The organism is Clostridium sp. BNL1100, assembly GCF_000244875.1.
In the GTDB taxonomy this organism is placed as follows: Bacteria; Bacillota; Clostridia; order Acetivibrionales; family DSM-1351; genus Ruminiclostridium.
The window spans coordinates 143778-159638 of record NC_016791.1; the positions used below are offsets into that span (position 1 = coordinate 143778).

The 15861-nt window shown below is 36.0% G+C and carries 11 protein-coding genes; 10 read left to right on the forward strand and 1 reads right to left on the reverse strand.

Translation table 11 applies throughout. The annotated features are described in order from the left end of the window. The first annotated feature begins 134 nt into the window (after positions 1–134). Both CLO1100_RS00675 and CLO1100_RS00680 read left to right on the forward strand, forming a co-directional pair. The gene (locus CLO1100_RS00675; protein WP_014311838.1) at positions 135–1472 is read left to right on the forward strand and encodes a TldD/PmbA family protein; all 1338 of its coding nucleotides are present in this window, start codon (positions 135–137) and stop codon (positions 1470–1472) included. A gap of 14 nt (positions 1473–1486) precedes the next feature. Further along, on the forward strand, positions 1487–2716 hold the full coding sequence (locus CLO1100_RS00680; protein WP_014311839.1) for a metallopeptidase TldD-related protein: 1230 nt from the start codon (positions 1487–1489) through the stop codon (positions 2714–2716). A gap of 125 nt (positions 2717–2841) precedes the next feature. On the opposite strand, the gene CLO1100_RS00685 is transcribed toward CLO1100_RS00680, so the two are convergent. Further along, positions 2842–5127: a helix-turn-helix domain-containing protein gene (locus CLO1100_RS00685; protein WP_014311840.1), complete on the reverse strand. Its 2286-nt coding sequence runs from the start codon at positions 5125–5127 to the stop codon at positions 2842–2844. Between the two features lie 410 nt (positions 5128–5537). Here CLO1100_RS00685 and CLO1100_RS00690 point away from each other — a divergent pair, with 410 nt between their 5' ends. The 8 genes from CLO1100_RS00690 to CLO1100_RS00725 all read left to right on the forward strand — a co-directional run bounded on the left by CLO1100_RS00690 (position 5538) and on the right by CLO1100_RS00725 (position 15847). Beyond that, the gene (locus CLO1100_RS00690) at positions 5538–6494 is read left to right on the forward strand and encodes an ABC transporter permease subunit (protein ID WP_014311841.1); all 957 of its coding nucleotides are present in this window, start codon (positions 5538–5540) and stop codon (positions 6492–6494) included. A gap of 19 nt (positions 6495–6513) precedes the next feature. Next, positions 6514–7386, forward strand: coding sequence for a carbohydrate ABC transporter permease (locus CLO1100_RS00695; protein ID WP_014311842.1), 873 nt, complete (start codon positions 6514–6516; stop codon positions 7384–7386). Positions 7387–7448: 62 nt separating this feature from the next. Beyond that, positions 7449–9041 (forward strand): extracellular solute-binding protein, encoded by a 1593-nt coding sequence (locus CLO1100_RS00700; RefSeq protein WP_014311843.1) that lies wholly within the window; start codon positions 7449–7451, stop codon positions 9039–9041. A 147-nt stretch (positions 9042–9188) separates the two neighbouring features. Continuing rightward, complete coding sequence (locus CLO1100_RS00705) at positions 9189–10979, forward strand: histidine kinase (protein WP_014311844.1); 1791 nt, start codon at positions 9189–9191, stop codon at positions 10977–10979. Further along, complete coding sequence (locus tag CLO1100_RS00710) at positions 10966–12570, forward strand: response regulator (protein WP_014311845.1); 1605 nt, start codon at positions 10966–10968, stop codon at positions 12568–12570. Before CLO1100_RS00705 ends, CLO1100_RS00710 begins: the two co-directional genes overlap by 14 nt. 110 nt (positions 12571–12680) lie before the next feature. Continuing rightward, on the forward strand, positions 12681–14003 hold the full coding sequence (locus CLO1100_RS00715; RefSeq protein ID WP_014311846.1) for an extracellular solute-binding protein: 1323 nt from the start codon (positions 12681–12683) through the stop codon (positions 14001–14003). Between the two features lie 90 nt (positions 14004–14093). After that, positions 14094–14978 (forward strand): sugar ABC transporter permease, encoded by an 885-nt coding sequence (locus CLO1100_RS00720; protein WP_014311847.1) that lies wholly within the window; start codon positions 14094–14096, stop codon positions 14976–14978. A 14-nt stretch (positions 14979–14992) separates the two neighbouring features. Further along, the gene (locus CLO1100_RS00725; RefSeq protein WP_014311848.1) at positions 14993–15847 is read left to right on the forward strand and encodes a carbohydrate ABC transporter permease; all 855 of its coding nucleotides are present in this window, start codon (positions 14993–14995) and stop codon (positions 15845–15847) included. Positions 15848–15861 lie beyond the last annotated feature (14 nt).

Genomic DNA, 15861 nt, shown 5'->3' on the forward strand with positions numbered 1-15861 from the left:
TTTAATTTTATACAAAGGGCTAAGAGCTTAAATTTGAACCAATAAAAATTGTTATATGGTTGAATAAAATGTAAAGAATATAGTACACTTTAATAAGTGGCAGAATGTGGAAAATTAATGCGGGGAGTGATTGAATGTATAAATTTCACGGGGGTTTATATACTGATGTCAGAATTGAAGACGTTTTTGAAACAATTATAACCTTTACAAACGGTGAAATGACCGAATACAAAGTCAGGAATTATAAGGCAGCGTTTGTAAGAGTTTACGACGGCGGAAGATGGTATTATTCATCTAATTCTCAGCCGGAGCTGATTCAGGATGAAATCGATAAGCTCAGTGCAATGGCTAAGCCTGATACACACATAAATGATAATCCGGTTGTTAAAAAATTTGAGGTTAATAAAGGCAAATTTTTAAATTTTACTCAGAATGATGTTTTTAAAGTGTCTGAGGATGAAAAAATAAATCTTCTAAAAAGTATGTTCTCTACTGTTGAGGAAAACAAATTTATTAAAAACTGGGCTGCCAGTTACATTGATTGCAAGAAAGTCAAGGAGTTCTATTCCAGTAAAGGGGCGGAGATTAAATTTGATACCCAGAGGTGTGGCTTTAGGATAAGTTTTGCCATGTCAGAGGGAGAGAGGAAGTTTAGAGAAGCCTTTCAAAAGGGATCAGATAAATTTGATGAGTTATTGAGTCAGGAGCAGGGTCTTAAAGGATTTATAGACAAATGTGAAGATTTCCTGCTTAACGCAAAACCTGTAGAAAAGGGAATTTATACGGTTGTATTGTCACCGATTGCAGCGGGAGTATTTGCGCATGAAAGCTTCGGGCATAAAAGTGAGTCGGACTTTATGGTTGCAGATGAGACCATGAAGAAAGAGTGGACTTTAGGAACTAAAGTGGGTTCTGACATACTGACAATAATTGATGACGGGAATGAACCTGGCAGTGGCTTTTGTGCTTTTGACGATGAAGGTACAAGGGCCAGGAAAACGTATCTCATAAAGAATGGTATCCTGGCAGGAAGACTTCACAACTGTTCAACTGCAGCTATTCTGGAAGAGAACCTCACGGGAAATGCCCGATCAATAAATTTTGAGTACGAGCCGATTGTAAGAATGACTACTACATATATTGAGGGCGGATGCGAATCAAAAGAAGAATTGTTCAGTAAAGTAAAAAACGGTATTTATATAGAGAATATAAGTCATGGTTCCGGTATGTCAACCTTCACCATAGCTCCGACTCTTGCTTATATGATCAGAGATGGAAAAATTTCTGAACCGGTAAACATTTCTGTTATTACCGGGAACGTATTTAAAACATTATCAGAAGTAGATGGTGTTTCAAATGACGTAGAGCTTTTATCATTTGTTACGGGAGGATGTGGAAAGATGGAACAATATCCGCTTCCCGTGGGATTTGGCGGGCCATATGTCAGGGTTAACAACATTAACGTACAGTAGGGGGGAGGTTTTTTATGAAAGAATTATATTCAATTCGAACCATACAAACGTCAATAAATGTTTCGGGAAGCAGAATCAAATCAGTTAGAGGGAAGGATATAACAAAAACAGGGCTTCGCATATATGATGGGGGTTTTATAGGAGTATCCGGTGCCATAGGCAACTATAGACTGGAGGACCTTGAAAAGAATGCCCGGTCTGCATTGAAAGCAAAAATTGAGTATCCGTACGAATTAAACTCAAATAAAATAATGGAAATTGATGTTGCAAAGGAAATTATTAAAGATGAAGACTTTGTTTATGAAATAGAGGAGGCAATTGAGCAACTGGGGAAAAATCATAACGGCTTCATTTTTTCAAATAAAATCAATATGGATAATATCTCTGTTTCCCTTTGCAATGACAAGGGCCTGGATTTAAGGTTCAAGGACAGGGCGATTGATGTGGAGCTCGTTTTTAAAGAGAAATCCTCTGCCAGCATAATGGATGGTTTTATCGGCTTCAAAGACAGGCGGTATGATAGAAATGACTTTTTGAGTATGTCTGATGAGATACTCAGTGCATATAAAAACAGGGTTGATTTTACAGAAGGAAATTATCCCGTTGTATTCTTAACTGTGGATGAAACTCCTCTTTTGAAGTTTATATCCGATTTGAACGGAAGGTCATTTGGGACAGATACCTCACTCTTTTCAGGAAAATTGGAGAAAAAGTTATTTAGTAAAGAGTTTACACTATATAATTCCTTGAATCCTGAAGATACAAGTTTAATGTCTTTTTTTGATTCGGAAGGGACATTTAATGAAAGCTACAGGTATCCTTTAATAGAAGATGGTATTCTTAAGGCTGCCAATACTGACAAGAAAAATGCCGCATTGTACAAACTGCCATATACAGGAAGTGCCGTAAGTGCATTTGATGGTACTCCTCAGCCGGGCTTCCCAAACCCAAAGGTCAAAGAAAGCGATAAAACGGCAAAAGAGCTCCTCGGCGGAGACAAAGGTATTATGGTACTGATGGCATCAGGTGGTGATTTCACACCCCAAGGCGATTTTGCAACACCTGTTCAGCTGGCATATCTTTTTGACGGGGAAAAATTACTAGGGAGGCTTCCAGAGATTCAAGTGTCTTCCAATGTGTTTGAAATGTATGGAAGCAATTATAGAGGTGTATCCAAAAATGTTGTTTGGCCATTGGGAGGAATTAAATCAATGATTATGGATATGAAGGTTAATAAAATATAGGTTTCCACTGACAAAAAATGGCAAGTAAGACATACACCGCTTACTTGCCATTTTTCAAGCACTTTGTGATTTATTCTGGTCTTTAACTTGCTGCACCTGCCAATATCCTACCAAAGGGAGCAGGGTCAATTGGCCTTTATACTTCTGTATTCTCCGGGGTTAATACCTACATATTTCTTAAAGAACCTGTTGAAGCTCTGTTTATTGTTATATCCTAGACTAAGTGCTATATCATTAATATTCATGTTTGTTTGACGCAGGAGTCGCTGTGCTTCTTCAATTCTCATGTTGTTTATATAGTTAACAATGTTCTCACCGGTCTCGTCATTAAATATCTTTCTTACGTGGGAATAGCTAAGTCCCACATGTTCTGCAAGAGTATTAATTGCAATATCCTTTTTGTAATTTTTATGAATGTAATCCAAAATTTTGACTATATGGGATGTCCCTTCAACCTTGAACTTTTCATTGTACTCAATAATCTGCAAATAAATATTTGACAGGAACAAACCTGCCTCGTCAAGAGTTTCAATCTCTGCAAGCTTACTGTATATGTTAAAGTCATTTCCAAAAACCTTGCTGACGCTGATGTTTAAATCCAGCAAATACTTAATGGTGTTTCCAAGTAACTGGTTCAGTATGAGCATAACATTGTCATAGCTGAGGTTCTTATTTTGCTTAATTTCATCAAAAAAACAGCTTAGGGAAATTAAAAGTGCATCTTTTGAACCGATATCAATATTGTTGAATAGCTGTTTTTCTATATTAAAGGGGTAAAAATACTTGTTGGTGTCAGATGACTCTTCCTTTTGACTTATAAAAGCCTCGTGTCCCATCATAAATCTTTGTTTTATGAGATTCTGCGCCTCATTATACGAATTCCTTATATTCAGAATGTCATCGTAAATACCTCCGAGACAAACAGATATGGTTGTTTCTATAACTTTTGCCGCTTCCCTCTGAACAATAGAGAAAGCATTTTTCAATACGGAAGTAACACTTACAGCATCCTCAGCGGAAATATTTACGATAAGAACCATCTTATCCCCATCTAAAACAACACCTGAACATTTATAAGATTCACCTACCTTTTCTTCAGACAGGTTCAATATTACTGATTTAAGATAATACTGATGCTCGTATGAGAAGTTTGATACGAAATCATTGTACTTATCTATGTATATTACACAGCACAGGGTGTTCTTCAACGGGAAAAGATTCATTTCATCTTCGACGATTGAAGGCTTTCCTCTTAAAAGGCTCAGTAAATAGTTTTCACGGAGATTTTTATGATCCTTTTCAATGGTACGGAATAACTGATCCTCTTGCTTTATCATAGCATCAAAGGTTTTGGACAGAAGGGTGAACTCATTTCCATTTCCTATAATGTCAATACCTTTTCTGGATTTTATTTCCTGTACCAGTTTTTTTACGGGGTTGAACAATCTACGTGAAATTACATATGACAGCAGTACAAAAAGTACTAATAAGAATATTGAAATATAAATTATGGACATTTTCAGTGAGTTTACCTTGGTAGTCAGGGTATTCAGAGAAAAGACACCTACATATGTCCAATTTTCGGCTCCAGTTTTCAGATATGTAATAAGAAACCTTTTACCGTTAATGCTTTCTATAAAATGTCCTCTTTCTATACTACTGCCCAGAATCTTGGATATATAGGATATATTTGACAAGTTCTTATTTAGGATGCTCTTATCAACAGAAGATATTACTTCACCCTTGGAATTTATAATACTTATAAAGTCGCTGATATCGTAGTTATTGCTGTTTATTAATGTGCTAAGTCTGCTTTCATATACATTTATGGTAATAGACCCTTTAAGATTTGTGGTATAGGTTAAAGGGAATATATATGAAATAACGGAGCTGTTTCCGTTGGTATCGCTTGGTCTGGGATTTGTCCATGATAACGGCTCTCCCAACTCTTTGCTTTTTATATAGGATTTAAGCCAGGTATCATCGGGAAAGTTATCCTTGGGATACACGCCATTGCTTGTTGCTACATAATTTGAATTGTCTAAGTACAAGTACACGGAGGAATAGGCATTGTTAGTTTTAACTATGTCTGATAGCTTGGATACAAACTGATACAGCATTAAATTGTTATCGCTGTCCTTAATGGCTTGATGTATATCATCCATGCCATATAATTTGTTAAGAGTTTCATCCAAAGAAAGATGAAGGCTCTCATTACTAATAGTCTGAGCCAAAAGATCAGTAACGCTTTTTGCAGAATCAAGCTTACCAAGACCGGAACGACCTATTTCATCTTCTGAGTACTTCATTATCCCATAATTGAAAATAAAAGTAATAGTAATAATAGGTATTATTATAAAAAGAGAAAGGACAATCATTAATTTCACAATTATCGAATAATTTTTCATCATTACTGCACCCCATTGTGTTTTGTGTCTAAAATATCATAATCACTATTATATATTAATATTTAATTCATTACCTATAAATTAATATAAAAATTTTTTGGAAAAATCAAGTTAAAACAGTTATATTCCGAGAAAAAAATTAAAAATAATCCTTTGCAATCAATCCGGTAAAGGGTTAATATTTAATATTAATTATATGAATCAAAATTGATTATTGTACAACCAATTTACGTTTTTTGTACTCCTTTTGCCCCTAAACACAGACAAAATGATTAAAATTGAAATACTTAAAAAATTGTCATTCTTGAACTGAAATTTTCTAGTGATAAAATAATGCCATCAGCAGATCGAACCAAAGCTTTTATCTATTACAATAGATTCCAAAAAATTAAACCAGGGGGGTTGCTGTTTGCATGGGGAAAACTAATACTGCTGTTTCAAAAGCGTTACCAAATAAACTTCCTAAAAAGGGGTTTGGCCATTACTTAAAAAGAGATATTTATCTTTATTTATTGTTGGTGCTTCCGGTTGCATACTTTATATTATTTAAATATGTACCGATGTATGGCATCGTTATAGCATTCAAAGAATACAACATATTTGAGGGTGTATTTGCCAGTCCTTGGATAGGTTGGGATGCCTTCAGGGAAGTTTTCAAATCCGATGATTTTTACAGAGCACTTAAAAATACATTCCTGCTTAACGGATTTGATATGTTATTCGGATTCCCGGCTCCAATTATTTTAGCAATTATTATTAATGAAGTAAAATCCGTAAGATATAAAAGAATTTCTCAGACAATGCTTTATCTTCCGCACTTCTTGTCATGGGTTATTATCGGAGGTATAGCACTTCAGATATTTGCACCGAATTTTGGTATGATTGATACAATTATCAAATCAATGGGATTTAAAACAATTCCTTTCTTAACTGAAAAGTGGCATTGGTTAGCTACTTATACCGGCATCGGTATATGGCAGAGTGCAGGTTGGGGTATGATCATATATCTCGCAGCTATAACCGGAATACCTGCAGAATTATATGAAGCTGCAGATGTAGACGGTGCGGGAAGACTTAGAAAAATATGGAGCATAACATTGCCGGCAATTAAGCCTACAATAATTATCCTGTTTATATTGAATATAGGTAAGATTTCAATGATAGGATTTGACCGTCCTTATATTCTCGGAAACCAGCAGGTTAAAGACTTTTCGGACGTTATTAGTACTTATGTATACAGGGTCGGACTGCAGTCCTCCAGGTATAACATAGCAACTGCTGTAGGATTGTTCCAGTCAATTGTCGGATTAGTATTCCTGTCAGTAACTAACTGGATAGCAAATAAGAGCGGCGAGCAAGGTATTTGGTAGAAGAAAGGTGGTATAGAAAATGGTTTATAAAACCAGTGATAAGGTTTTTAATATATTTATAAATATAATTACGTTAATTAGTGTTATACTCTGCTTGTTCCCGGTATTAAATGTTGTGGCTGTTTCATTAAGCTCTAATTCGGCTATACTGGCATCAAAGGTTTTTGTTTGGCCTGTAAACTTTAATGTTGAATCATATAAGGCTATCCTTAAAGATTCAACAATGATTTGGTCGCTCGTGTATACGGTCATTATTACTCTTGCGTACACTATAATCGGTATGTTCCTGACAATTTGCGCAGCATACCCTCTCACTAAGCAGAGGCTTAAAGGAAGAAATGTAATAATGCTGATGATTATATTTACAATGTATTTCAGCGGTGGACTTATACCAGATTATATGTTGGTTAAAAACCTGCATATGCTGGATAGTTCATGGAGTTTGATATTACCCGGAGTTTTAAGTGCATTTAATCTGATAGTTTTGAAATCATTCTTTACATCTTTACCTGAGAGTCTTGAAGAATCAGCAATCCTTGACGGATGTAATGATATAGGTGTTCTTTTCAGGATTGTACTCCCTTTGTCAAAGCCTGTACTTGCTACACTGAGTCTGTTCTATGCAGTTGGAAAGTGGAACAGCTTCATGGACGCTCTCTTTTATATTTCTGATTCAAAACTATATCCATTGCAGTTAAAGCTATACCAGATAATTGTTAACAGCCAGACCGTAGATGCATCCATAGGAGACGGAAATATGTCACAGAACCTTCTGCCGGAAAGTCTTAAAGCTGCCTGTGTAGTATTTGCTACATTACCGATAGTTCTTGTATATCCAAAGCTTCAGAAACACTTCGTAAGCGGCATAATGATTGGTGCTGTTAAAGGTTGATATAAGGTCTTCGGATAATCTGAAGATTTATATATAAAAATAAAGTAATGGAGGAGATATTAATGAAAAAACTAAGTACCAGAATTGCAAGCTTGGCACTGTTGACATCTATGAGCATTACTCTATTTGCAGGCTGCGGTTCAAACGGCGGAACAGATGCAGATAGTTCAAAGAGTGCTTCATCATCCAATGCGGCAAAATCAGGCCCTGCAGTAGAATTAACCGTAGAAGTTTTCGACAGAGCTACACCCGGGTATAAGGCAGATGATAATTTCCAGACAAAATGGATACAAGAGAACTTCGGTAAGCCGAACAACATTAATGTAAAGTTCGTTCCTGTTTTAAGACAACAGGAAGTAGAAAAGCTGAACGTTCTTATGGCATCAAACCAAGCACCGGATATCAGCTTCACTTACAATGACGGTATTATATACAACTATGTTAAGAGCGGTGGACTTACTGATTTAGGAGACCTTTTAACAAAGAATGCTCCAAATCTTACAAAATATCTTGGTCAAACTTTACTTGATTACGGTAAATTTGATGGAAAACAGCTTGCAGTTCCTGCAAAGAGAGTTATTGAAGGTTGCTTCTCAGCTTATATCCGTAAGGACTGGCTGGATGCAGTTGGAATGTCAGTTCCTACTACTACTGATGAATGGTATCAGGTAATGAAGGCATTTAAGGAAAAGGATCCGGGAAAACTTGGCGACAAGAACTATCCTTTCAGCACATTTGTTGATCCAAACAACATTAACTGGACTACTTCAATGTTGTTAGAATCCTTTAAGAAACCTATTTCAGAAGAACAAAGAATGACATTGCCAAACTGGGTAATTCCAGGATTTAAGGATGGTATGAAATTCTTGAACAAGTTGTACAACGAAGGTATATTGAATCCTCAGTTTGCACTTGATAAAGATGGCAAACAGTATGAAAAAGACGTATCACAAGGAAGAATCGGATTCATGATACATAATTATGATTATCCGATAAGAGTTACTCCCGGTTTGATAACTGAGCTCAAAAAGCAGGTTCCTGGAGCAGATATGATTCCATGTGATCCATTCACAAACTCAGAAGGTAAACATCCAAAAATGAAATATAATCCTAATGGATTGTATATTATAGTTCCAAAAGCTAGTGAACATGCAGAAGAAGCAATTAAGTACCTTGAATGGCAGTCAAAACCTGAAGTAATCAAGTTCCTCCAAAACGGTAATAAGGGCGAACAGTACACAGACGAAGTCGATGGTATTCCAGCTAACTTCATTCAGAATGATCAGCTTGCTGATGACAAGAAAGCTAACTACACTGACTTGTCATTGATTGTTAACGGTAAAGAATTCGGAGATCCAGCAAAGAACATTCAAGCTGCTTCCTTCGGATATCCCGGATTTGAAGATACATTCAAAAAGGCATATGAAATTTCACTTGCAGATGCCGGTTATATTCCACACTTTGATACTGTTATAGAATCACAGGCAAAATACCAGAAGGCTCTTACTGATAAGGAATCAGAAATATTTGTTAAGAGTATCACATGTAAGCCTGCTGATTTCGACAAGACTTATGACAAACTCGTAAATGAGTACATGAAGTCAGGCGGACAGGAAATTGTTGATGAGAAATTAGCTGCATTAAAAAAGAAGTAAAAATTAATAGCTATATGAGCTTAACAAAACCCACTTGGACTTGCTCCAAGTGGGTTTTGTGTATTCTATATTACGACAAATTAAGATAAAATATGCTATAATGCAGATGTTGGATATTCAATATACAAAGGGGGCACTTGCATAAGAATGAAAAAGCTAAAAAGTCTATGCAAGCTTATTTATTCCAATTTAAATATATCTGCAAAGATGACTATATTGTATCTGGCATTCCTTATCCTATCAGTAATGTTAACGTCAGTTGTATACTACAGGCTTAATTACCATCTGGCGCTCCAAAAGAACAGGGATTTATCCATGCAAACGTTGTATTCACTAAAATCAAACATATACAGTATGCTTGACAACGTTAGCTTTAATTCTCGTACCATAATGGCAAACCTTGACATACAGGACTTGCTGACAGACGTGAATATGACAAATACACCGGAAGCACAGAGGAAAATTTCCAGCTATCTTGTAACACTTATGGATTCAACTCCCCACATAAAATCTGTTTACATATTTGATAATTACGATAATCGTTACGGTTCAGATAAAAAATATCTTAAAAAACTAAATATAGGTAATATAAAGAATGCATGGTGGTATGATGATGTAGTTAAACAGCAGGGATATTACATTGTAAGACTCAATGCTGACCGGGTATTTAATATAACTACAGGTGAAAAGACCATGTCGCTGCTTCGTATAATAAACAACACTACTACTCAAAATCCCATCGGATTATTGATGGTAAATATATCTGAAGATGGATTTAAAAATTGCTATAGTGAAATAGTCCAGAAATACGGGACACGCATAATTATACTTGATGAAAACAATCAGATAATTTCTACAAACGATGACCTTGGGCAGGAAGAATATCAGAACATACTTGCTGAACAGGCAAACAAGGCTTATAAATCCTCAGTTCTTGATCACAACAATAAGCCTTATTTGTATTCAACAATGTTTTTGGACAAGTACAGTTGGAAAATGATAATAGGTATACCGCTGGAACAATTAGAAGCAGAAGGTTCTTTATATAAGATGGTAAGTTTACTTATTATAATACTTAACGGTATATTTCTCTGCATAGGAATAGTATTTGTTTCAAGGCTCATAACATCACCTATACATAAGCTTTTAAAATCTATGAAAGCAGTTGAACAAGGTGAATTTAACGTTGTACAAATGGAAACTGTCAATGATGAAATAGGTCAGCTGAAAAACGGCTACAACCTGATGGTGGTTGAGATACAGAATCTTATAAAAAAAATAGTAAATGAGCAAAGGACAAAGCGTAAAGCAGAGCTTAATATTTTGCAAGAGCAGATAAAACCCCACTTTTTGTATAATACACTGGATGCAATGGGATATTTGGCACTGGCAGGCAAAAATGAAGAAGTATATGAGGCAATAGAGGCCATGGGGGGTTACTATAGAAAAAGCCTAAGCAAGGGAAGTGAGATAATTTCTGTTGCAGATGAAATTGAAATCGTAAAAGATTATGTATATCTACAGCTTCTCCGGTATGGCGACATTTTTACTGTACACTATGATTTAGATGAAGACACTTTTAAATATAAAACTGTAAAGCTTGTTCTGCAGCCCCTTGTCGAAAACTCAATTTACCACGGTATAAAGCCCAAGGGCGAATATGGGGACATATATATTTCCTCCAAAATTGAAAATGAACATGTTGTGTTTATTGTAGAGGACAATGGCCTTGGCATGAACAAAGAAGACCTGAAGCTTCTGGAAGACCACCGACTTGACGGTAATTTAAACAGTTTTGGTTTAAGAGGGACAATACAAAGAATTAAAATATACTATGACCGAGAAAATTTATATAGCATTGAAAGTACTTATAAAAAGGGTACAAAAATTACCTTGAGAGTACCTATACATCAGGAGGTAAGTAATGAGACAAGATAAATTAAAAGTTATGTTAGTTGATGATGAAGAGAATACAAGGAACCTTCTCCGTCTGGTATTGGATTGGGAGGCAATGGGATTTGAAATAGCAGGTGAAGCCTCCAGTGGTCAGGAGGGCTTAAATCTTGTGGACGAATTGCTGCCGGATCTGATTGTAACAGATATAAAGATGCCTTTCATGGATGGCTTGGAATTTGCACGGCTGGTGGCAGAAAACTACCCCACAATAAAGGTTATTGTGCTGACTGCATATGAAGAGTTTGAGTATGCAAAGCAGGGAATAAAGATGGGTATTTCCGATTTTCTGCTAAAACCAATAAAAAGAAGTGAAATAAAGGAATCTATTGAGAATATCCGAAAAAAAATATTGAATGAACGAATAGATAGGGAAGAATATAATAAGGTTAGGGAGAAACTCAAGGAAAGCCTTCCTATATTAATCGAAAAACTTCTCAATGACCTGGTTATGTCAAACAATTTGCCTCAAGATATAAATGAAAAACTTGAGTACTATAATCTATCTATACTGAAGAAGTATTTTCAAATAGCAGTAGTTTCCGTAGGAGAAGTACCAAGTATAAAGGACCAGGAAAATACTATTGTTCACCAGATTTTATATATTGACATAATAAAGCAATACTTCAAAGCTGATAAAAATATTATAGTATTTGATAATAATAGAGGAAATACTGTAATAATAAATTCAGATAAGCAGGTAAATTTACCGGAATGCTGTGAACAAATCAAGACAATGATAATAAATAAATTAAAATGTGATATAAGTATTGGACTTAGTAATATTTATACCCAGCTGGATAAACTGCATCAGGGGTATAAAGAGGCTCTTGAAGCACTGAACTACAAGGCGATCTATGGAAGTAACATTGTAATTCAATACAGGGATATATGCATAGACAGACAAAAGCCGTCTTCTATAAACATAGTTGATATCGGCATGGAAGAGGTTACCTTTTATATAAGAGCCGGAATTGCAGACAAGGCTAAGGAACTGCTGCGTGAAAGATTTTTCAGAATAAGAGATATCAGTTTATCAAGCAGCAACGAACTAAGGGTTATGGGGATCAGCATGATAACAGCGGTACTTGATTCCATAAGCGAAATGGACCTTAATCTGAATGAGATTTTTGGCTCGGTATCATCTTTGTACTCGGATGTGCTTGAATTTAATAATGTATCAGAAATAGAAGCTTACATAATAGATGTTACGGAAAAACTCACAAAAGCTATAAACCTCCTACGTGAAAAAAAGAAAAAAAGTATCATGGATAATATAATATCCTATCTCAAAGACAATATATCGAATTCTGAACTTACATTAACGGCACTTGCATCGCATTTTTTTATTAACCCAAGTTATTTGAGCAGGACATTCAAGCAGCACACTGGCTATACTTTTGTAGAATATTTAACACGTCTCAGAATACAGAAAGCCATAGAACTATTTAACAGCTGCGATGCAATGGCATATGAGGTGGCTGAAAAGGTGGGAATACCGGATCCTAACTATTTCGGAAAATGCTTTAAAAAGTATACGGGATTTTCTATAAACGACTATAAAAAGCAAAGGTAAAAAATTTACTTGTAATCGTAAAAATCTTATGTTCACTCCTTACTGCATAAAAACTATAATTTACCTATAAAAGATCTACGGGTCTGAAAGAGAAAGGGAGGAATCATTAAATGCATAAGTTTACAAAAAGAATATGTGCTGCATTAATGGCAATAGCAATATTAGCAACCTCAGCAGCATGTGGAAACTCTACTTCAACGGACAATAGTTCAGGTGCAAGTCAAAGTGCGGGCAGTAGTACAGCAGCAAGTAAAGAACCTGTGTCACTGTCATTGTGGCATATTTGGGCAGCGGATTCAGAATCCAGTAAGGCTCCTTTTGAGAAGGTACTGACAGATTTCCAAAATGCAAATCCTGATATCAAATTACAAGTAGATGCTACTGAAAACGAAACCTACAAAACAAAAATCAGAGCAGCGGTTGCAGCAAATGAAGCACCTGACATATTCTTCTACTGGGGCGGCGGATACATGAAGTCCTTTGTTGATGCGGGAAAGATTCTACCATTGAACGAGTATATCGACAACGATACAAAGGGTAAAATTTTACCCGGAACATTAGATAATATGACCTTTAACGATAAGATTTACGGCTTGCCTCACTCAATGTCAATAGGCACATTCTTTATCAACAAAGAATTATTCCAACAGAACAGTGTAAAAGTTCCTGAAACATGGGACGACCTTGTTGCAGCGGTTAAAGCATTCCGTGCAAAAGGAATTACTCCAATGGCAGTAGGTGCAAAGGATACATGGACTCTTGATATGTACCTTGATATATTGGAAACAAGACAAGCCGGATACGACACCTGCTACAAGGCACTAAGCAAACAGGGTTCATTTGAAGACCCCGGACTTATTGAAGGTGCTAAAAAGCTTCAGGAACTTGTTGACATGAAAGCATTTACGGACGGTGCAATGGGTGTAACAAGAGACGAATCAGAGGTTCCTTTCTATGAAGGGAAAATACCAATGTACTTTAACGGAAGCTGGACAATCGGAAATATTATGAAAAGTGACAGCAAGATTAAAGACAAAATTGATATCATCAAGTTCCCTTCATTGAGAGAAAAGAGTGATGTAAATGACTTTACAGGCGGAGTTTCAGAAATATTTGTTGTAAATGCGAATACTGAACACAAGGATGAGTCTGTTAAGACATTAAAATACATAGCTGAGAATTTCTCGAAGGAAATATATCTTTCAGGTGCAGGACTACCAACTTGGAATGTATCGGTTGATGAATCAAAAATTGACCCTTTAACTCTTAAATTGGTTAATCTCACAAAGGACGCAAAGACATATACCCTTTGGTGGAACACTTTCTTAGAAGGTGACAATTCCCAATTGTATATGAATAAGTCTTCTGAATTGTTTGCTAAAAAGATAACTCCTGAACAATTCTGTAAAGACCTTCAAACAATGAACAAATAGTAAAAGAGTTATTCATATAAAAATGATGACAATAAGAAGGAGTTGGGATTTGTATTCCAGCTCCTTTTTATAAGAAATGGAGATTATATTATGGATAAAGTATTCTCAGATAAAAAAGCAATTCTAATATTCATGTTTCCGGCGTTCCTGTTTTTTATCGCTATAATTGCGGCTCCTGTAATTATGTCTGCATATTATAGTACCTTGGATTGGGATGGAATTGGAAAGGCTGTATTTATAGGGTTTGATAACTTTAAGAAACTATTTATAAACAATGTCGACGGATTTCCCCTAACGGTGCGAAACTCATTTGTATTCCTTCTGGTATCGGTATTTATACAACTTCCCGTATCACTTATCTTTGCATTAATCCTTGCAAAAGGCATAAAAGGCGAAGGCTTTTTCAGGGGAGCATATTTTGTTCCCGTTATAATATCTACTGTAGTAATAGGACAACTATGGATGAAGATTTACAATCCCGATTACGGTCTTTTGAATGTAGTATTGAGGAACATTGGGCTGGACAACTTGGCACAAAATTGGCTGGGTGACTCGAAAACCGCACTTGGAGCTACTTTCGTCCCGATATTATGGCAGTACGTCGGGTACCACATGCTACTGATGTATGCAGCAATCAAGTCAATATCACCGGATATATTTGAAGCAGCTTTAATAGACGGCTCATCAGGAATATCTACAGCTTTCAGAATAACAATTCCGTTAATAACACCTATGTTAAAGGTCAGTGTCACTTTCTCGGTAATAGGTTCCTTGAAGATATTCGATCTTATATACGTCTTAACAAACGGAGGGCCTGCCGGCGCTACTGAAGTTCCAAGTACTCTGATGGTAAAAACGATATTTATGAGCTACAAATACGGATATGGAAGTGCGATGGCAGTATTTATTATTCTTGAATGTTTCCTGTTTACAGCATTAATTAACAGACTATTTAAAAAAGTCTCAATTGACTGATTGGAGGAATAGAAATGAAAATATCAACTGAAAAAACTACTCCCCTGAATTACATAAAAAAAGGAATAATATACGTAATTCTTGGGGTATGGACAATAACTTCTCTTTTCCCTATATATTGGCTGATTTGCTTTTCCTTGAAAGACAATTCTGAAATATTTGGAGGGAATGTTGCTGGTATTCCTAAGCATTTCATCTGGAAAAACTATTCGAAGGCGTTTTCGGGTGGCAAGGTAGGGACATACCTGTTTAACAGTACATTTGTAACAGCAGTAACTATACTTTTAACTATAGTAGTTGCAACAATGTATACGTATGCTATGATAAGAATGAAATGGAAGTTTCAGAAGGTGTCCATGTCACTTATGCTTCTAGGACTGATGATACCGATACATGCTGCTTTGCTTCCTGTATTCTATATGATGAAAACTTTCCACATAATTAACACCCTATGGTCACTGATAATTCCATATACTGCATTTGCAATACCTATGGCAATCATGATTATATCAGGATTCCTTGACTCTATACCAAGAGAGTTGGAGGAGGCCGCATGTATTGACGGCTGTAGCATATACAGAACATTTATAAGTATTATTCTTCCGCTGCTGCGTCCTGCCATTGCAACGGTGTCTATATTTACTTTTTTGCAGGCTTGGAATGAATTGATGTTTGCAGTAGTATTTATAAATAAGGATTCTGCAAAAACCCTGACTGTCGGAATACAGTCCATGTCGGGACAGTACCAGACATCCTGGGGGCCTATAGGAGCGGCATTGGTAGTTGCTACTATTCCGACATTGCTTATATATCTGCTTTTAAATAAACAAGTTCAAAAGAGTCTGGTAGCGGGAGCCGTAAAGGGTTAATTGTATAAAACATT